The sequence below is a fragment of the Rathayibacter sp. AY1D2 genome (assembly GCF_002932695.1).
Lineage (GTDB): Bacteria > Actinomycetota > Actinomycetes > Actinomycetales > Microbacteriaceae > Rathayibacter.
This window is the reverse complement of sequence record NZ_PSVX01000004.1, coordinates 70,977-90,342: the sequence shown is the minus strand read 5'-3', so window position 1 is coordinate 90,342 and position 19,366 is coordinate 70,977. Positions and strand designations below refer to the sequence as shown.

Genomic DNA, 19,366 nt, shown 5'->3' with positions numbered 1-19,366 from the left:
CCGCTCGGGCCGGTGGGCGACACGGACCCGCGGCCGGTGAGCGACGCGGACGTCGGGAGCCCTCGCGCGATCACGGCGGGTGGCGCCAGGAGGACGAGGGAGCCGTCGTCGGGGGCGGACGTCGGCGCGAGCACCTCGGCGAGCCGGCCGCCGATCATCGGCGCGGCCCGGGTCAGGCGCGGCGAGGCGAGCTCGGCGCAGTCGGGGCACCAGGAGGAGCGGCGCCGCTCCCGGCCGGGACGGTGGCGCTGCTCCTCGGGAGTGGCGACGAAGACGTGCCCGGCGTCGCAGAGCCAGCACAGGTAGACGTCGGCCGCGGGCGGGATCTGGCTGAGCACGATGCCCTCGTTGTACTCGGGCCGGTACTGCCGCACCAGGACGGGGTAGGACGCCCACGCCTCCCGGTAGGTGCCGACCGCGTAGGGGACGTCGGCGCCGCGCGAGAACCGCCGCCGCTGCCACCACCGCCCGATCGCCTCCGCCACCCTCCGCACGCTACGCGCGACCACCGACGCGGAAGCGGCGCCCGCGTGCGCAGGCGGAATCTCGAGACGCCCTCCGGGCTGCTCCATCAGCATGCGCGGCGGAAGGGACTATCCGCCCGCGCGGCGTGCTCCCGGTCGACTGGGAGCGGCGGAGCCGTCCCTCGCCTAGTGTGCGGAGTCCTGCTCGTCGATGTCCGCGATCTCGGCCTCGTCCGGCTTGAAGGTCAGCGAGAACATGGCGATCGCGACGAGCACGACGATGAAGGCGACGCCGAACGAGATGAGCGCGACGACCGGCTCGCGGGTCGAGAGCATGACGACCAGGCCGACGAAGGCCGCCATCACCGCGGAGAAGCCGATGAGCTCGAGCGGGCGCAGGCGGTCCTTGCGGGTCGGCTGGAACGTGCGGGGCGTGAACTCGCCGGGGTCGCGCGCCGGGGCGGAGTCGGCCGCCGAGGCGCGGTCGGCGGGAGAGGCGGGGTCGGGCTGCTGGCCTTCGGCGGTCATCGGTCTCCTCCGGAGGTCGGTGTCGTGGGGGCGACGGGATCGTGTCCGGTGGCTGCGTCGGCGCCGGCGGCCCATTTGAGCGAGAACGCCGCGATGGCGAGGAACACGGCGACCATCACGGCGTAGGCGCCGAGGAGGCCGACGGTGACGACGGGGTGGGGCGGGAGGAGTCCGAAGGCGGCGCCGAGCAGCATCGTGCCGACGCCGACGATCACGGAGTCGCGTGCGGCGAGGCCCTGACCGCGGCGGCCGCTCGAGAACTCGAGGAAGCCGGAGAGCAGCGCCCAGCCGGCGACGAGGGCGACGAAGGAGAGCAGGTTGGCGACCGGGAGCGCGACGAGCGCCGCGACTCCGGCGACCAGGGTGAGCACCGCGGAGCCGAGGGCGAGCGGGCGGGCCCGGCCGCTCCAGCTGCGGAGCCCGAGGGCGAGCGAGACGGCGCCGGTCGCGATCGCGAAGCCGCCGAAGACGGCGAGGCCGAAGGCGGGCCCGTGGTCGGGCGAGAAGGTGACGACGCAGCCGGCGACCGCCGCGATCACGGCGCGCGCGAGGGGCAGGGTCCACAGGCGGCGGTCGGAGTCGGCGGCGATGGCCACGGTCGAGCCTCTCTGGGATGGAGGGAGAAGGCGTCCGGGAGCGGACGGCTGGGCGCGCGACGGCACGGCGACGCGGACTCCAGCGATTTTACGCTCCCGCGGCTCCGCCCAGGCCCGGAGCGGGGCCGGGGGCGCGATCCGGGGCGAAGTCGCAGGCGGCTCAGCCGAGCCAGACCTCCTCCACCCGCGGGAACACGGCGTCGGCGGAGAAGCGCTCACGGAAGCGCGCCCCGGCCTTCTCGACGACCTCGGCCCGGGCGTCCTCGTCGGTGATGAGCTCGGTCAGCGCGGCGGCGAGGCCCTCCACGTCTCCGGGCGCGACCACGCGGCCGCAGCCGTCGCCGAGGACCTCGGGGATGCCGCCGACCGCGGTCGAGACGACGGCCGCGTCGCGGGCGAGTGCCTCGAGGATGAAGATCGGCATCGCCTCGTCGCGCGAGGGCAGGACGGCGATGGACGCCTCGTCGAGCAGGGCGAGCAGGCGGGCGTTCTCGAGCGAGCCGAGGAACTCGATCCCCGGGACGCCGCGGTCGACGACCTCCGGCTCGCGGATCGGACCGGCGACCAGCAGGCGCCAGCCCTCCTTGCCCTCGACCTGCGCCCACGCCTTCTGCAGCACGTCGACGCCCTTGCGGTGGCTGACGACGCCGCCGAAGACGACGGTGCGGGTCTTGTCGCGCGGGGTGCCCTGCTCGAGCGCGTTGGGCACGAGGTGCACGCGCTCGGCGGGGACGTAGCGGCGGCAGATCGCCGAGGTCTCCTCCGAGAGCGAGATGATCTCGTCCGCGCTGCGCAGCACGTCCTTCACCAGGCGCGGGTGCGCGGCGGTGAAGGCGGCGAACTCGCTGCCGTGCAGGTGGGCGACCGTGCGCAGGCCCAGGCGGTGCGCGAGGCGGAGGAGGGACCCCTCGCGGAGGAACGAGCCGCGCTCCGAGAGGTGGACGACGATCACGGCGCCGGGCTCGCGGCGCGCGATCGCGACGATGCGGGCGGCGGCGCCGGCGGCCAGGCGGGCCGCGGCGACGTGCTCGCCCGGAGCGGTGCGGGAGGAGATCACCCGGACGTCCGAGCGCTCGAACGGCCAGCGCAGGTACCCGTTGACGACCTGCGTCATGCCTCCGGGGACCTCTCCGCTGCGGCCGACGTGGTACACCCGCGTCTTCGGGCCGGCAGGGGCTGCCGCGGCGGCCGGGCGGCTGCGGGGCGGCACGGCGAGCAGCGCCTGGATGTCGTCGCGAACGCCGCGGAGGCGCCCGCGGGCGACGAGCAGCTTCTCGAGCAGCTCGCTCCGGCGGGCGACGACGGCGGAGAAGGTCTCGACGCCGGCGGCCGGGGTCGTCCGGGACATGTCGACCGTGACGTCGTGGATCCCGATGGTCTCGAAGTGGCGCGAGGCCTTCGTCGATCCGTCCATCTGCAGGCTCACCGGGGCCGCGCCCTCGGTGAACGCCATGATGATCACGTGCAGCCGGTCGCTCATCGCGACGCGGGCCGTGCGGTAGAGCTCGCGCAGCAGGATCTCGTGCTCGTCGTGGGTGTGCGCCGGATCCCAGTCGAGGATGTCCGCGTCGAGGTCGGCGGCGAGACGGCGGGAGCGCTCGGCGTCGACGGCGACCTGCGTGACGACGACGATGTCGAGGTCCTCGCGCTCGGCGAAGCCCTTGATCGCGGCCAGCCACTCCTGCTCGGGGTAGGGGCGGGCGTCCACCTCGTGGTCCTCGCGGAGGGAGAGGACCAGAACGCGCCGCTCCTCGTCGGGCTGCGCGGCGAACGCGGTCAGCTCCGCGTCGCTCGAGCCCTCGCCGTAGCCGAGGTCGGGCATGGCGGCGCCGACGCGCATGTAGCCGGCCGTCTTGTCGTCGCGCCAGCGGGTGTAGCTCGAGAGCGCCATCGAGGGCCACATGATCGCGCGGGGCAGCGGGGCGAAGTTGCGGGTGCCCACGCCGGCGCGGATCACGCGGCCGCCGCCGAGGCGCACGAGGGCGATGCCCGGGAGCATCACGAGGTGCTCCTTCATCCCGATCAGGGTCAGCTGGATCTCTCCCGGCTTGAACACCGAGTTCGCCCGGCCGGCGAGGGCCTCGCGGGCGAGCGCCGCGTACCAGCGCAGGAGCGAGCGGTACACCGTGTCGTCCGGGCCCAGGCGCAGGCCGTCGTCGTAGCCCCACGGCGAGTGGCCCACGTAGACGTGGAGCGGACCCGACTCGCGGAGCCAGTCGAGGAGCTGGCGACGCAGGATGATGTCGCCGATGTTCTCGTACTGGCCGCGGCCGACGGCGAAGATCGATCGGGCAGGTGTCACGGGCGGGCCTTTCGGAGGGGTTCGCGTGGGGGTGACCGGTGCGGAGCGGGGAGCGTCGCGGGTCTCCCCGGTCGATCCTCCTGCCGCGCTGCCGTCGTGGGCCGGGCCGGCCGGGCTCCGCAGGAGCGGGCTCGGGGCCGATGGCGCCCCGGGCAGACTAGCGCAGGCCGGCTCGGCGGCTCGAGGAGGAGTGCTCGCGTCAACAGCCGTTGGTGACCAGGAAGGCCTTGAGGAACGCGCCGGTCTGGTAGACGTACTGGTTCACCAGGTAGTCCAGGCCCATCGGCTCGCCCGAGGGCACCATCGAGAGCTCGCCGGAGTAGCAGCGCTCGATGATCATCTCGGCGCGCACGAGGTGGGAGGCGTTGGTGATCACGATGACGTGGTCCCAGCCGTACTGCTCGGCCATGTCGCGCAGCTGCCGGGCCTCTCCCTGGGTCGTGAGCGGGTCGGCGGAGTAGCAGAGGACGTCGCCGCCGGGCTCGTTGCACTTCTTGTACTTCTTGGCCTCGTAGGGAGCGTTCATCTCGCCGGGGCCGACCGAGAGCACCATCGTGTCCGTCGCCCCGGAGGTGATGATCCGGCGGGCGAACTCGACTCGTGCCCTCGTGGAGGGGCCCAGCACGAAGACCGCGTCCGCCTGCTCAGGGATCGGGTCGATCGGGGGCGTGACGTAGAGCGGGATCCCGGCGCCGAAGAGGGCGAGCACCACGAGGGGGACGAGCAGGAGCCGTCCGATCACGGTGCGAGCGCGGACCCGGGGGCATCTCGGGCGCTCCCGGGACGGCGGGGTGGACGGGCGGTCGCCGGTCGCGGTCGTGGCCGTGTCCATCGCGTCCTCCCTCTCGTCGGGACCGCCGCTCGCCCGCGGCGGGTGATCCGCGACGCGGGTGCGACGGCGATCACCAGTGGAGAGCCCATCATCGCAGTGTTTCGGCGAGGGGTCGGCCCGGTGAACGCCCGGTCAATTCTCTCGCCCAGCGGCCCGGCCCGGGGCCGTGTCCAGAGTCGCCGGGTAGGGTCGCCGTTCCTCGACCGAGCAGCACTCCCCCTCGTCCATTCCGCGGACGGGCATTCCCGGAGTCCCCTCCCGATCCGACATCCGCCCTCCGATCCGTCGTCGACAGCGCGTGTGACCGTTCCGTATACACGCATGCGCGGCGGTCCGCCAGTCCTTCAGCGGAATCGCTGATATAAGCCCGACCACCACGCCCGAATGGGGTACTACAACCTGAATCCGTCTCATCCAGCCATCAGTCGCAAGGCCCGTCTATAGCGTCGGGAGGACCAGCACCACCCCCTTGAGCAGCCCCATCGAACCGCCCCCGACGCCCCCTCGAAGACCCGGAGCCGATCGTGAATCCTCAGACGACGCCAGACCCGACCCGCCCTCGCCGACGACGCGCACGCCTCTCCCTCACCACCGCTCTGATCGCCGCTCTCGGCATCCTGGTCGCCCCCCTCACGGCGCCCGCCGCCTCCGCGGCCACTCTCGACCCGGGCGCCGGGCAGAGCACGCGGATACAGGAGACGAACTCCTCGCTGACCTACAGCGGCTCGTGGCGCACGATGACGGGCGGCGACAGCGGCGGCGGGATCAAGTTCCTCAACAGCACCGGCTCCGTCTCGTTCAGCTTCCGCGGCACCGGCTTCAGCTGGGTCAGCCGCACCACCGCCTCCGCCGGCATCGCCACCGTCACGGTCGACGGCGCGAGCACCTCGGTCGACCGGTACACGAAGACCACGGCGTACCAGGTCCCGGTGTTCACGAAGAAGGACCTCGCCGACACCGTCCACACGGTCAAGATCGCCTGGAGCGGCACGGCCAACAGCTCCGCGAGCGACAAGAACCTGGTCATCGACGCGTTCGACATCACCCGCGCGACTCCCGCCACCGAGGAGCCGACCGACGAGACCGGCGGCGGCGAGGACGACGGCCCCGTGCTCGATCCCTCCGGAGCGACCAGCCTCCTCGTGCAGGAGACCGACCCCGCGCTGCAGTACACCGGCTCGTGGAGATCGATGGCGGGCGGCGACAGCGGCGGCGGGATGAAGTACCTGACCTCCGCCGGATCGGTGAAGTTCACCTTCGTCGGCACGTCGTGGCGCTGGATCAGCCGGAAGACCTCCTCCTCCGGCATCGCCGCGGTCTCGGTCGACGGCGGACCCGTCACCAAGGTCGACCGCTACAGCTCGACCGCGCAGTACCAGGTGCCGGTCTACGAGACGACCGACCTCGCCGAGGGCACGCACACCGTGACCATCTCCTACACGGGGACGAAGAACTCCCAGTCGACCGACAAGAACCTGATCATCGACGCGTTCGTCCTCGCCGAGGACGGCCTCGCGACCGACGCCGTGGAGCTCTCCCCCCTGACCGACGGCTACACCGTCGCCTGGGACGCGCCCTTCAGCTCGCGGGTCGTCTCGTACGACGTGCACCGCTCGAACGAGGACGGCTCCGGCGACACGGTCGTCGGCACCGTCGCCGACCCGGTGCGCCAGTACCGCGACGAGACCGCCGAGGCGGGACGCGCCTACACGTACACCGTCACGGCGACCGACGACGCCGGCCGCGACTCGCGGCTGAAGGAGTCGGCCACCACCTCGGCCGACATCCTCGCCTCCCGCGCCTCGCTGCTCGCGGCCTTCGACTGCCCCGCCGCCACCAAGACGGTGTCGACCTCGGCGCAGCTCGTCACGGCCCTGACCAACCCCTCCTCCGGCGACGTCATCCGCCTGGCCGACGGCGTCTACACCGGCAAGTTCGCCCTCCGCGGCACCGCCGCCCAGCCCGGCTCGATCTGGATCTGCGGCTCGCCCAACGCGGTCCTCACCTCCGGATCCACCTCGAGCGGTACCGCGCTCATCCTGAACACGGTGAGCGACGTGCACCTCGTGGGCTTCTCGGTCCGCAGCTCCTTCCAGGGCATCCAGGTGCTCGCCAGCAAGGGCGTCCAGATGGCCGGCCTGACGGTGAGCGAGATCGGCTACGAGGCGGTCCACTTCCGCAGCCAGACCACCGACTCCCTGATCGTCGGCAGCACCATCCGCCGCACCGGCCTCGTCTCCGCCAAGTACGGCGAGGGCGTCTACGTCGGCACCTCCGACCGCAACTGGTGCGAGTACAACGACTGCGACCCGGACCGCACGGCCCGCATCGCGGTCGTGGACAACGCGATCAGCGACACCGGCGCCGAGCCGATCGAGGCCAAGGAGGGCACCCTCGACGGCGACATCATCGGGAACACGGTCCTCGGCGGATCGCGGCTCGCCTCGGACGTCGTCTCGCTGATCCTGGTCTCGGGCAACAGCTGGCTGGCCGCGGGCAACTCCGCCGCGGGCACCACCACCTACGGCTACCAGGTGATCACCCGCGCCGACGGCTCGGGCAACGACAACACCATCAGCGGCAACCTCGCGCTGAAGACCAGCAACGCGGTGGTCTACCTCCACCAGCCGTCCAACTGGTCCACCAGCGGAAACACGCTGAGCTGCTCCAACTCCGGGAAGGACCTGATCGGGAACGTGGCCTGCACGCCGTGACCTGATCCGCTCCCCGCGCGCAGAACCGCCGCCGTCGTCCCCTCGACGGCGGCGGTTCCGCGTGTGCCCGCCTCCCGCCGACCAGGCGCGGACGGCGGGGTCGCGCGCGACGACCGCGACCACCGCGGACTCGCGAGGGCGCGGGCGGGCGCTCGGCGTCTCCGGGACCGCAGGAGTGGGCCGGTCGGACGGTGACGCGATCAGTGCCCGGCTGACGCGCCCGCGCCTCTCCAGCACGCAGAAGTGGGCGGAGTCGCGCGCGAGTACCGCGACTTCTGCGGCCTCGCGGTGTCAGCGGGCTCCCGGGAGCCGGTGAGGCACCTGGTCCGGCCACGGCGGGCGCTGGAGAGGCCGGAGGAGGTCCGGAGGGGCCGGCCATGCCCTGGAGAGCCCGCACGGGCCCGCACGGGCCCGCCCCGGAGAGCCCGCTGGCCTAGGACGGGGACGCCGCCTCCTCTCGAGTCCGCGGAAGTCGGCGTGCTCGCGCGCGACTACCGCGACTCGTGCGGACTCGCGGGGTGAGCGGGCTCGCGGGGGACGGAGAAGGGCCCGGTCCGGCCACGGCGGGCGTTGGAGAGGCTGAAGGACCGGAGAGGCCGGCCGGGGTCCGCAGAGCCCGCACGGGCCCGCGCGGAGAGCCCCCCAGTCCCCGAACGCGGAAGAGCGCACCGCGGCCGGGGCCGGGGTGCGCTCTTCCGCAGCGTGCGAGGACGCGATCAGACGATCGCGGGGGCCTTCTGCAGCTTGTGGCGGGCCAGGACGACCGCGCCGACCACGGGGGTGCCGGCGGTCTCGATCCAGTGCACGTCGGCGGCGGCCTGGGGCGAGTCGACCTTGCCCTCGATCAGGACGAGGACGGCGCCGTCGGCCACGCCGCGGAAGGTCGGCGACTGCTCGGTCGCGCCGAGGGTGCCGGTGACGATCAGGACGATGTCGTAGACCTTCTCGAGCTCCTCGACCAGCGCACGGAGGGCGTCGGTCGGCATCGGCGTGCCGGCCTGGGCGCCGCCCGCGGGGAGCAGGTCGACGCGGTCGGTCGAGCGCTTGATGATCGCGTCGTCGAGCGAGGCGGCTCCGGCGAGCACCTCGCGCAGGCCCGGGCGTCCGCCCGAGGCGGAAGCGAGAGCCGAGCCCTCGGCGGTGCCGTCCACGATCACGACGGACGAGCCGAGCACGGCCAGCGCCTTGGCGAGCAGCACCGCGCTGGCGGTGTGCGGGGTCTTCTCGGACGCCGGGGCGATCGCGAAGGAGGAGTACGAGCGGGTGCGCGCGATGGCGGAGAGCTCGAACGCCACGGCCGAGTAGCGGGCCGGGATCTCGGTCGAGTTCAGCATCTCGTCGAGCTTGGTGGCCTTGACCGGGACGATGCCCAGCAGCGGCCGGTCGATCGCGGAGCGGACGTCGTCGCCGCTGCGGAGGCGGCGGTCGAGGGCGGTCATCACGATCGCCACTCCCACGCCGACCACGGCGCCGCCGAGGATGCCGAGCGCGAGCAGGACGAGGATGCCACCGGTGACCGGCAGCTCCGGCGGGAGCGCCTGGCTGAGCACCTGGAGCTGGATCTGCGGGACGGCGACGCCGTTCGTTGTGGTCGCCGGATCGGCGCCCTTCACGGCCGCGTCGAGCTGGGCGGCGACCGCGTTGGCGATGACCGCGGCCTGCTCGGGCGAGGGGTCGGTGGCCGAGATCGTGATGACCACGGACTCCGGCTCGGCGAGGACGGTCACGCGCTTGGCGAATTCCTCGATGGGCTCGTCGATGCCGAGGCCGTCGATGACGCCCTGCAGGACGGTGTCCGAGGTGCCGAGGGCGACGGAGGTGACCGTGGCCTGGGAGGCGGCGCTGTTGGCCGCGACCCGGTCCGCGGTCGAGAGGACTCCGGACGAGGAGACCGCGACGTACACGCGTGCGTCCGCCTTGTACTGCGGGAGGAGGACGGCGTTGAGTACCAGGGCCGCCACGGCGCCGAGCAGAGCGAAGGCGACGATGTAGACCCACCTCCGGCCGATGCCGGCGAACAGTCCGTTCAAGGTCATGGTGTGTGGTGTCCCTTTCGTCGACTGCACCGGAGTGCAGGGGGTCTGACTGTAGCGTCGTGATGTGTCGTCCGCGTTGCGCGGAACCGGCCGCGAGGTTTCGCGCGGGAGCGGTGGATCAGAGGTGGGCCTGCAGGAAGGCGAGGATCGCCTTCTTGTTGTTCGGGGTGTTGTTCTGGAGCCCGTGGTGGCCGGAGCCGTCCACGCCGACCTCGGACGCCACTCCGGCGTCCTGCAGGGCGACCTGCATCGCGTCGGCCTGCTCGACCGGGACGAGCTCGTCCTCGGAGGTCAGCCAGATCTGCGGGGCGTCCGTGGAGTCGACCGAGGTGATCGGCGACGCGGGGATGCTCTGCGGGCAGGTCGTCGAGTCGATCTCGTCGCAGTCCAGGTAGGAGAGGATCTGCTCCTTCGCCTCGGGCAGCGGCGTGCCCAGCGACATCCCGGTCTCGGTCATGTCGGCCACCGCCGAGAAGGCGACGACCGTCTTGACCCGCGAGCCCTCGGTGAGGGAGCCCTCGCCGAGCGTGCCCATGGTCGCTCCGATGATCGCTCCGGCGGAGCTGCCCATCACGCCGATGCGGGCGGGGTCGAGGCCGAAGCGCGTGACCTGCGCGGGCTCGCGCAGCCACTCCACGGCGGCCTGCGCGTCCTCGATCTGGCCGGGGTACCGGCTGTCCTGGAGGAGGCGGTAGTCGACGGAGACCGAGACGAAGCCGCGCTCGGCGTAGTACTCGCAGAGCTCGGTCATCCCGCCCTCGTCGCGGGCGCCGTCGACGAACCCTCCGCCGTGCAGCATCAGCAGCGCGGGGCGGTCGGTGCCGCCCGCGGTGGGGAGGCAGGCGTCGGCCTTCAGCGAGACGCCGTCGACCGAGCGGTACTCGATCGCCTTCTCCGTCGTGAAGCCGTCGGGCGTGCGGACGGGCTCGGGCTGCGAGGAGCAGCCGGCCAGCCCGAGGGCGACGGCCACGACGGCCGCCAGGACTCCGGCTCTGCGTGCTCGTGTCGTCTTCACTCGTGGGACTCCGCTCTCTTCTTCTCGTAACTGGGGGAGGTGCCGGGCTCATCGGCCGGGACCGCGACGGGATCGGAGACGACTCCGGGGCCGCGCGCAGGGACGGGCACGGGCTTGCGCCGCTTGCCGGGGCCGCCGAGGGCGGCCGGGGGGACGTAGATCCACTTGACCTTCGAGAGGTAGCGGGTCACGAAGAGCGAGAGGACGACCGCGAGCACCATCACGACCAGCAGCAGCGGCACCTCGAAGCCGCCGATCTCGGAGCGGTCCTCGGGGAGGATCACCCGCAGGATCGTGATGGCGATCACGATGAAGTAGAGGTGCAGCAGGTAGATGTGCAGGCTGCGCTCGCCGCAGATCGTGAAGAAGTTCAGGAATCGCACTCGGGAGAGGGCCCGCGACACGAGGATGCCCATCGCGACGGCGGCCATCTGGCCGGCGAGGGCGAGGAACGGCACCCAGCGGATCGGGAAGAGGAAGAGCACCGCGCTCAGCACGACGAAGACCGGAGTGACGTAGAGGAACGCGCGGCTCCCCTTCTGCTCGACGAAGTCGATGATCCTCTTCGAGTAGAGCGTGCCCACCAGGAAGAAGACGAACAGGGCGCCGATGCGGTTCCAGCCCACGTTGGTCGTGTTGAGGAGACCGGTGGTGAACATCGTCCCCATCACCGCGGCGAGGGCGACCTGCACGCGGTGGTCGACCTTGCGCAGGAGCCACGCGCCGAGCGTGAAGAGGACGAGGCCGTAGATGAACCAGTAGCTGCTGCTGGGCCAGAAGAACAGCAGGAGCAGGTTGAGCGGGTCGGTCGCGGGGAGCTCGCCGAGTCCGCCGTTCGCGAGCGGCACGACCAGGTAGAAGGCCATGCGGATCACGGACCAGACCACGTAGAGCCAGAGCAGCGGGTACAGCCTGCGGCGCCAGAGGTCGCCGAAGCTCCAGGTGCGGATGCGCGAGCCGAAGAGACCGGACACCAGGAAGAAGAGGGGCATCGGGAACAGCTCGAACACGACCTTGATGCGGCCGAGAGTGTTCTCGACCCCGATGTCACCGAGGTACAACGACGTGTGGTAGTACACGACCATCAGGATGGCGGCACCCTTGGCGAAATCCACCCATTCGCGTCGGGCCCCGCCCGCAGGCTTCAGCAGCTTCATTCTCTCCCCCTTGTGCCCGGTCGTACCGCTCGTGAATTCCATCCGAGGTGAACAAGGCTCAGAGAAGGACGCAGGCTCAGTCGCAGAATGCGACCGAGGATCAAGACTAAGGGTGTATCGTCCGCGCCGCACATTCGACGGAATAGTGACGAGGACTCGATTGCCGGGAAGCGCACTCCGGCCTCTCCGCGCACCGGGGAGACGACGGTCACCGGCGTCCGTTCCCGGCGCTCATCGCCGCTCGGTAGAGCGCGGGCGCCGCGGCGGCGAGCCCGAAGAGGACGGAGCGCTTGAGGTCGCGCCGGCGCACGAGCGCGACCAGGTGCCGGAGTCCCGCCTCGTCGTGCGCGGCCCGCCAGAGCCGGTCCGCCTCCTCGGGACTGTGCGCGCCCGAGGTGGCGTCCTTGAAGCGGGAGAGCAGGGAGAAGCGCGCGCGGTAGTAGGAGTAGTCCTGCGAGTCGAGGATGCGCGGGTCGAGCCCGCGGGCCGTCCGCTCGATCACGGCGGCGAGTCCGGCGAGCGAGTCGGCGCGCTTCGCGCCCGAGCGGATGATCGAGCCGGAGCGGAGGCGGTACTCGTAGACGGAGTCGGGGACGACGACGACCTCGTCGGCCGCGGCGAGCAGCTGCGCGACCTGCGCCTGGTCCGAGTGCTGGCGGATCCGCGTGAAGTCGATGCCGTCGAACAGCTCGCGGCGGAACAGCTTGTTCCAGAGGTGCCCGGTCAGCTCCCCGACCAGGAGCGCGGTGAAGGCGCCCCGGCCCGAGAGCGCGAGCGGGCCGCGCAGGGAGCCGACGGGCGTGGATCCGGTGGCGTCGACCGTGACCGCCTGGGCGACCACCACGTCGGCGCGGCCCGCCTCCCCCGCCGAGAGCATGGCCTCGACCGCGGTCTCCGGCCACTCGTCGTCGGCGTCGACCAGCCAGACCCATTCGCCGGCGGCCTCGCCGACAGCGCGCTCGCGAGCGGCGGCGACGCCCTGGTTCTCGTCCTGGCGGAGGTAGCGGATCCGCTCGTGCTCCTCGGCGAACGCGCGGCCGATAGCCTCCGTCCCGTCTGTCGAGGCGTCGTCGACCACGAGGATCTCGAGCTCGGCGTGGGTCTGCCGCAGCAGGCGCTCCAGGGCGGAGGCGAGGTGCGCCTCCTCCTGGTGCGCCGGGACCACCACCGAGACGAGGGTCACTTCTGCCCCACGACCCGGCGGAGCACCGTCTCGAGGTCGCGGCCGCTGGACTCCAGCGAGAAGCGGTCGAGCCAGCGGTCGATGCCGGTGATCTCGAGCTCGCTCGCGCGGATCAGCGCGTCGGCGAGGTCGGAGGCGGAGGGGGTGAGCGCGAGCTCGCCGGTCAGGCCGGGGACGATCGCGTCCGCGACTCCGAGCGCCCCGGACACGGCGACCGAGGGGACGCCGGCGGCGGCCGCCTCGACCAGCACGTTGCCGAAGCCCTCGCGCAGCGACGGGAGCAGCACGACGGCGTTCTCGTCGAAGTGGTGGAACCAGTCCTCGACCCAGCCCATGTCCTGGAAGTCCACGCCGCGCGCGGTCGCCTCCGCCTTCATGCTGCCGAGCAGCGGGCCGCCGCCGAAGGAGACGACCTTCGCGGGGATGCCGCGGCGCTCCAGCTCCTCGGCCGCGAGGATCGCGAGCTCGGGGCGCTTCTGGACGACGAGGCGGCAGGGCAGCACGATCTGCAGGCCCGCCGCAGTGCCGGGGGTGCGCGAGACCTGGCGGGAGCGGTCGACCTTGGCGGTCGCCGGGTTCGGCACGACGGTGCAGCGCTCGCCCGAGACGCCGAAGCCGGCGACGAGCTCTCCCGCGACGGGGTGCGAGATCGCGATGACGTGGTCGGCGCGGCGGTAGAGCGTCTTGGCGAGCCCGAGCTGCACCTTCTGGGTCCTCGAGAAGCCCGGGATGCCGAGCGAGACGAGGTTGCGCTCGCTCACGATGGTCTTCGGGCGGTCCGCCTTCGCGGTCATCTCGGCCGAGGCCAGGAGCACGATGTTCGGGTAGCCCTGCAGGGCGACCGCGACGTCGGGGGTGCGGCGGCGGAACAGCTCCTTGAGCATCCGCGCCTTGCCGACGTGGCCCTTGCCCTCGCCGATGCGGTGCAGCACCGCGCCCTCGGGGAGGTACTCGTCGGTGCCCTTCACCGAGGTGGTGACCACGTCGACGTGGTGGCCCTGCTCGAGGAGCCAGCCCATCCAGGTGCGGGCGACGAACTCGGCTCCGCCGCCGTGCAGCGACGTGACGACGAACATGATCCGCATGCGCGGTCCCTTCTCCTGCGCCGCGCTCATCGCACGACCTCCGCGCCGAGGCCGCGGGTGTTGAGCGCCGAGAGGCGGCGCACCTCGGGCATGGCCGCGTCGATGGTGGCGCGCACGCCGCCGTCGCCCGGCTCCGCGAGGATGCGGTCGATCACCGGGAGGACGCGGTCGGCGAAGCCGGGGACCGGCTCGACGCACAGCTGCGGCAGGCCGATGAGGCGCATGATGCCCTCGACCTTGCCCTGGGTGGCGAGGGTGATCGCGGGGACGCCGAGCGAGAGCGACATGATCGCGAGGTGCATGCGGCCGGTGACGGTCAGCAGGGCGTCCTCGGCGAGGCCGCGGATCTCGGCGGGCATGAGCACGCGGTCGACGACGGTGACGCCCTCGGATCCCACGCGCTCGGCGACCGCGCGGACGGCCACCTTGTCGTCGCCGATGGGGCGGGAGACGTGCGGGAGGAGCACGACGTGCACGCCGGCGGCGCGGAGGCGGTCGACGATGCGCTCGTACTCCGGCACCTGGTCGACCATGCCGGCGACGAGGGCGCTCGCGTTCACGAGCGCGAAGGGGACGCCCTCGGGCAGTCCCAGCCCCTCGCGGAAGCTGCGGTCGCGGGTGCGCGCCGAGAAGACGATGTCCGTGACCTCCTCGACGCGCTGCACGCCGATGCTCCGGGCGCGCTCCGCCGAGAGCGGATCGCGGAGCATCGGGACGACGCCGGCGCGGGAGGCGGCGATCAGGGAGCGGCGGGCGGCGAGGCGGGCCGCCGCGTTCCAGGAGAAGCCGAGGATGCGCGTGGGCACCCCTGCCTCGGCGGCCGCCTGCGCGAGCAGGGAGCGGCGGACCGAGCCGCGGAGGCTGTACTTGCCGTCCATCATGTCGGCGCCGACGACCGAGACCGAGCGGGCGCGGCGGATCAGCGCGGCGTAGGCGCGGAGGTCGGCGGCGTGCGCGTCGCCCACTCCGTAGACCAGGTGCGGGAGCTCGACGACCTCGACCCGGTCGGCCTGCTCCTCGGGGATCACGACGTCGCCGGCGTAGCGCTGGACGACCACGACAGGACCGGTGGTGTTCTCGAGGAACGCCTCCAGCATCGCCTGGTCGCCGATGTTGCCGCTGCCGGGAGCGGCGATCACGAGGTGCGACTCGGGCTCGGGTCGGAGGTCCGCGAGGGCGGCGCGGAGCACCGCCGCGTCGCGGCGGGCGGGCAGGCGGGTCGTCGTGACGAAGTCCTTCTTCCAGGACTTGACGACGCCGAGCTTGAGTTTCATCGATCTCTTTCGGTGGGGGGAACGGCGGCGGGAGGCCGCTCGGAGTCGGGGGTGCCGGCCGTGACGGCTCCGTCGACCAGCGCGCTGTCACCGGTGGGGCTGGTGGCGTCGACCGTGGCCGGGGCGGGAGCGGCGGCCGGGCGGCTGCGGCGGAAGTGGCGGCGCAGGTCGGCGAGGCCGAGGATCTGGCGGCGGAACGCGGGGAGGATCAGCATCCAGAGCCCGACCCCGACCAGGACGGCGGCACCGCCCACGAGGAGGCGGAGGACGGGCTGGTCGGCGGCGATCCAGACGGTGGAGAAGAAGGAGCCGACCGTGATCGAGCCGAACGCGATGCCGCTGCGGAGGCCGTTGGTGAACATCTCGCGGGCGGGGGCGTCGGAGGTGCGGCCGATCCAGATCAGCGCGATCGGCCAGGTGAGGGCGAGCGAGCCGGCGTACGCGACCGCGACGCCCGTCACTCCCCAGTTGGAGCCGAGCAGGATCAGGACGACCATCAGCGGGCGGGTCGCCAGGCTGTACCAGACGCTCTGGCGCACGAGGCCCTTGGAGAGGAACACCCACCAGGAGCAGTACGCCGTGGCCTGGAAGAACCCGGCCACGAGCAGGATCTGGAAGATCGGGACCGAGGCGAGCCAGCGCTCCCCCAGCAGGATCCGGATGACCGAGTCGGACTGGGAGCCGAGGACGGCGAGCACGAGGCCCATCACCGTCAGCATCGCCGACTGGCCGAAGAGGATGAACGTGCGGAACCGCTCGCGCTCGTCCTGCAGCTTGGAGAGCACGGGCAGGGCGACGCGCTGCGCCGGGGCGTTCAGCTGCTGCAGCGGCAGCATCATCAGCTGGAACGCGCGGTTGTAGAGGCCCAGGTCGACCGGGCCGAAGCGCGCGCCGATGATGACGGAGTCGACGTTCTTGCTCGCGTAGGTCAGCGCCTGGGTCGCGAAGACGCCGCCTCCGTAGCGGAGGAAGTGGCCCATCGCCTCGCCGCGGCGGTAGCGGCCGGGACGCCAGCCCGTGATGAAGACCAGCATCAGCACGCCGATGAGCGGCTGCACGACCTGGCTCGCGGCCAGCGCCCAGTAGCCGGCGCCGCCGAGCGCCATCAGCACGCCGACCACGAGGCCCAGCACCTGGCCGACGATGTCGACCAGGGTGAGCTTCACGAAGCGGAGGTGCCGGGCGAGGTCGGCGCGGAACTGCGTCGAGATCCCGTTGAGGAGGAAGGTCGAGGAGAGCACGACGGTCAGCAGCTGGAGCCGGTCGTCGCCGTAGAGGGCGGCGATCGGCCACGAGGCCGCGATGACCAGCAGGGTGAGGGTGAGGCCGATGCCCGCGTTCATCCAGAACAGGTTGCTCTTCTGGCCCGGCGTGATCTCCTTCGCCTGGATGGCGGCGGAGGAGAGGCCGAAGTCGCGGAAGATCTCGCCGATGCCGATGATCGCCGTGACCATCGCGAGCAGGCCGTAGTCGGCCGGCGCGAGCAGGCGCGCGAGGACGACGATGCTGCCCAGCTGGACGGCGATGCGGATCGCCTGCCCGCCGATGGTGACGGCGGCGCCGCGGCTCGCGGAGCGGCCGAGGCTCGGGGACGGCTTCTGCGTGGTCCCGGTCATCGGGTCGAGCCCTTCTTGGTGGCGATCGCGCCCTCGTAGGCCTTCTTGAGCTGGAGTCCGAGGACGTCCCAGTCGCGGCCGGAGAGGGCGGGGAGCCCCTCCGGCGGGCGGGTGCGCGTGCGCTCGAGCGCGGAGGTGATCAGCTCGGGCGTGAGATCGCCGTCGTACTCGATCACCCAGTCGCTGCCGACCTCCTCGGCCAGGGCCGTGTTGGTGGGCGTGCGCGGCACCAGGATCGGCCGGCCGAGCGAGAGGGCGACCAGGATCGAGCCGGAGTTGTGCATCTCGCGGTAGGGAAGGACGATCAGCTCGGCCCGGCCGATCTCGTCGACCATCTCGGCGTCGTCGACCCGGCGGAGCGTGGTGCGCACCCGGGTGTCGCGGGCGGCCCGCTCCTCGACCAGCTCGCGCTGGCCCGTGCTGGGGCTGCCGACCACGTGCAGGGAGAGGGAGTCGTCCTCCACGCCGCGGAACACGTCCATCAGCTCGACGACGCCCTTGTACGGGCGGATGATGCCGAAGTAGAGGACGCGGCCGTGCTCGCGCTCGGGCAGCGGGTGCTGCGCGAACTGGTCGCGGTAGTGGCCGTGCAGCACGGTGACGGCGGGCGCCCGGCCGGGAGCGACGGTCGTCGGGTTCAGGCGGACGAACAGGTCGGTCGCGCGGTCGACCCGGGCCAGCGAGCGGCGCTCGGCGGCGGGACCGAGCTCGTGCGGGTGCAGGTTGTGCACCGTCCGCACGAGCGGGATGCGCTGGAGCGCGAGGCGCACCAGCAGCACGTCGAGGGCGCGGCGGCGGAGGAAGCGGTGCAGCGGGCTGCGGCCGCGGATCATCAGCTCGGGCCAGTGCACGTGCAGCACGTCGTAGTCGGCGAGCAGGGCGCTGCGCCAGGAGAAGAACAGCAGCTCGACGCCGGGCGCCAGGCCGTCGACGATCGAGTCGACGTACTGCGTGGTCGAGTCCGGCGGCGCGAGCGACTGCTGGACGACGAGCGCGGCCGGCGACGAGTCGTTCCTGCGGGCGAGGCGGCTCATCGCTCGCCCCGCATCCCGACGGCCATCGGCGCGTCGAAGATCCTCGCCCCGAGGGGCTGGCGCATCCGGATGCCCTTCGAGAAGTCGGGGACGTGCACCGGGTTGAGGCAGATGATGACGAGGAAGCCCAGGAGCAGGTGGCTGGGGCGGACCGCGTCGATGGCGTTGTAGCCGGCGAGGCAGACCATGAAGCCGAGCAGGCCCGCCGCAGGACCGACGTCGCGACGGCTGAGCGTGGCGCCGAACATCGCGGCCACCATGATCACGAAGAGCAGCAGGCCGGGGATGCCGACGCTGATCAGCAGCTGCAGGAACGAGTTCTCGATGACGACGTCCGAGAACCGCCTGCCGCTGATGCCGGACGTCGCCGCTCCGGAGCCGAGCCAGTGCGTGAGCTCGGCCGCCTTCAGCGACACGGTCACCGCGAGGTCGCGGGCGCCGGCCGAGATGGAGGCGTCGAGGTTGTTGTTGCGGGCGGTGACGGGCTCGAAGTTCAGGACTCCGACACCCGCGACGAGCCCGGCGATCAGGATCGAGCCGGGCCGGAGCAGCGAGCGGTTCGGGTTGAGGAAGCCCACGGCGACGAGCGCGACGACGACCGCGACGGCGATGGCCGCCATCGGTCCGCGCGAGACGGTCGCGACGACGCCGCCCGAGGCCAGGATGCCCAGCAGCAGGTCCGACTTGCGGGAGCCCTGGAGCCAGGAGCCGAACGCGAGACCGGCGCCCACCGTGAGGAAGGTGCCGGCGAGCAGCGGGTGGCCGAAGGTGATCTCGGCGCGGTAGAGCGACCAGTGCTGGTCCTGCTCGTAGCCGAGGGCGCCGTAGACGGCACCGAGGATCGGGGAGCTCTGCGCGACCAGCTCGAGGGCGGCGTAGAGGGCGAGCACCCCCGAGAGGATCACCCACGTCTTGCGCAGCAGCACGGCCTCGCGCTGGGCGTCGAAGACGAGCATCGGCACGCCCACGCAGATCGCGAAGCTGAACATCCACGAGACGCCCTCGGTCGCATAGGAGCTGCGCACCGTCGCCAGGGCCGACCAGAGCATGAGGGCGATGAACGCGAGGATCACCACGGCCCGCCACGGGGAGAGCACGAGCTCGCGGGTCCACGCCTTGACGGGGGCGCGCCACAGCTCGGGAGCGAGCCCGCGCCGGATCGCCCAGATCACGAGGATGACGGCCCAGAGCGTCATGCGGAACGTCAGGGTCGAGGGGGTCAGCGGCGTCGGGACGAGCGCGAAGAACGCGAGCGCCATCGCCGGCAGCCAGTGCGCGGGGACCCGCAGCAGCACGTAGGCCCCGACGATGCCGCCGACTCCGGCGGCGATCACCAGGAGGCCGGTGGCCGGCTCCCGGGTCGAGAAGATGTACCCCATCCCGAGGACGATCACCAGGGCGACCGAGAAGAGCACGCCGACGAGGAGTCGTCGCGGGAGGATGTCGATCACGTCAGGGAGTCCTTCTGGCGTCGGAGCGGAGTGGTGGAGGAGGGGGCGGGCGGTGCGGCGCTCACGGGAGTGGTCCCGT

General features: G+C 72.2%; 14 protein-coding genes and 1 pseudogene. 1 reads left to right on the top strand and 14 read right to left on the bottom strand.

The genetic code is table 11. The features are described 5' to 3' along the window. From C5D04_RS18610 to C5D04_RS01945, 5 genes and pseudogenes are all read right to left on the bottom strand, one after another. Positions 1-485, bottom strand: a pseudogene (locus C5D04_RS18610) (hypothetical protein); the annotation flags it as partial. Between the two features lie 165 nt (positions 486-650). Next, the gene (locus tag C5D04_RS18605) at positions 651-992 is read right to left on the bottom strand and encodes a hypothetical protein (protein ID WP_258059918.1); all 342 of its coding nucleotides are present in this window, start codon (positions 990-992) and stop codon (positions 651-653) included. Continuing rightward, positions 989-1,588 carry a DUF308 domain-containing protein gene (locus C5D04_RS01955; RefSeq protein ID WP_104225185.1) on the bottom strand — a complete coding sequence of 200 codons (600 nt, stop codon included), beginning with the start codon at positions 1,586-1,588 and terminating at the stop codon, positions 989-991. The genes C5D04_RS18605 and C5D04_RS01955 overlap by 4 nt, the downstream gene beginning before the upstream one ends. A gap of 160 nt (positions 1,589-1,748) precedes the next feature. Further along, on the bottom strand, positions 1,749-3,890 hold the full coding sequence (locus C5D04_RS01950) for a glycosyltransferase family 4 protein (protein WP_104347133.1): 2,142 nt from the start codon (positions 3,888-3,890) through the stop codon (positions 1,749-1,751). Between the two features lie 199 nt (positions 3,891-4,089). After that, positions 4,090-4,632 (bottom strand): YdcF family protein, encoded by a 543-nt coding sequence (locus C5D04_RS01945; protein ID WP_146084859.1) that lies wholly within the window; start codon positions 4,630-4,632, stop codon positions 4,090-4,092. 614 nt (positions 4,633-5,246) lie between these two features. On the opposite strand from C5D04_RS01945, the gene C5D04_RS01940 reads away from it, so the two are divergent. Further along, a complete protein-coding gene (locus C5D04_RS01940; protein ID WP_104347132.1) occupies positions 5,247-7,436 on the top strand; it encodes a hypothetical protein in 2,190 nt (729 codons plus the stop codon). Between the two features lie 716 nt (positions 7,437-8,152). Here the strand turns inward: C5D04_RS01940 and C5D04_RS01935 are convergent. The 9 genes from C5D04_RS01935 to C5D04_RS01895 all read right to left on the bottom strand — a co-directional run bounded on the left by C5D04_RS01935 (position 8,153) and on the right by C5D04_RS01895 (position 19,287). Further along, positions 8,153-9,472 (bottom strand): Wzz/FepE/Etk N-terminal domain-containing protein, encoded by a 1,320-nt coding sequence (locus C5D04_RS01935; protein WP_104233544.1) that lies wholly within the window; start codon positions 9,470-9,472, stop codon positions 8,153-8,155. Between the two features lie 118 nt (positions 9,473-9,590). Further along, a complete protein-coding gene (locus C5D04_RS01930) occupies positions 9,591-10,487 on the bottom strand; it encodes an alpha/beta hydrolase (RefSeq protein WP_146076557.1) in 897 nt (298 codons plus the stop codon). Continuing rightward, the gene (locus tag C5D04_RS01925; protein ID WP_181027202.1) at positions 10,484-11,644 is read right to left on the bottom strand and encodes an acyltransferase family protein; all 1,161 of its coding nucleotides are present in this window, start codon (positions 11,642-11,644) and stop codon (positions 10,484-10,486) included. Before C5D04_RS01925 ends, C5D04_RS01930 begins: the two co-directional genes overlap by 4 nt. Before the next feature lie 208 nt (positions 11,645-11,852). Beyond that, positions 11,853-12,827, bottom strand: a complete 975-nt coding sequence (locus tag C5D04_RS01920) for a glycosyltransferase family 2 protein (RefSeq protein ID WP_104347131.1) — start codon at positions 12,825-12,827, stop codon at positions 11,853-11,855. After that, positions 12,824-13,942 carry a glycosyltransferase gene (locus C5D04_RS01915; protein ID WP_104222481.1) on the bottom strand — a complete coding sequence of 373 codons (1,119 nt, stop codon included), beginning with the start codon at positions 13,940-13,942 and terminating at the stop codon, positions 12,824-12,826. Before C5D04_RS01915 ends, C5D04_RS01920 begins: the two co-directional genes overlap by 4 nt. Continuing rightward, positions 13,939-15,186 (bottom strand): polysaccharide pyruvyl transferase family protein, encoded by a 1,248-nt coding sequence (locus tag C5D04_RS01910; RefSeq protein ID WP_104233543.1) that lies wholly within the window; start codon positions 15,184-15,186, stop codon positions 13,939-13,941. The genes C5D04_RS01915 and C5D04_RS01910 overlap by 4 nt, the downstream gene beginning before the upstream one ends. Next, complete coding sequence (locus C5D04_RS18805; RefSeq protein WP_104233542.1) at positions 15,183-16,802, bottom strand: lipopolysaccharide biosynthesis protein; 1,620 nt, start codon at positions 16,800-16,802, stop codon at positions 15,183-15,185. Before C5D04_RS18805 ends, C5D04_RS01910 begins: the two co-directional genes overlap by 4 nt. Then, a complete protein-coding gene (locus tag C5D04_RS01900) occupies positions 16,799-17,836 on the bottom strand; it encodes a glycosyltransferase (protein WP_104296019.1) in 1,038 nt (345 codons plus the stop codon). The genes C5D04_RS18805 and C5D04_RS01900 overlap by 4 nt, the downstream gene beginning before the upstream one ends. Continuing rightward, a complete protein-coding gene (locus C5D04_RS01895) occupies positions 17,833-19,287 on the bottom strand; it encodes an O-antigen ligase (protein ID WP_104347130.1) in 1,455 nt (484 codons plus the stop codon). The genes C5D04_RS01900 and C5D04_RS01895 overlap by 4 nt, the downstream gene beginning before the upstream one ends. Positions 19,288-19,366: the final 79 nt, after the last annotated feature.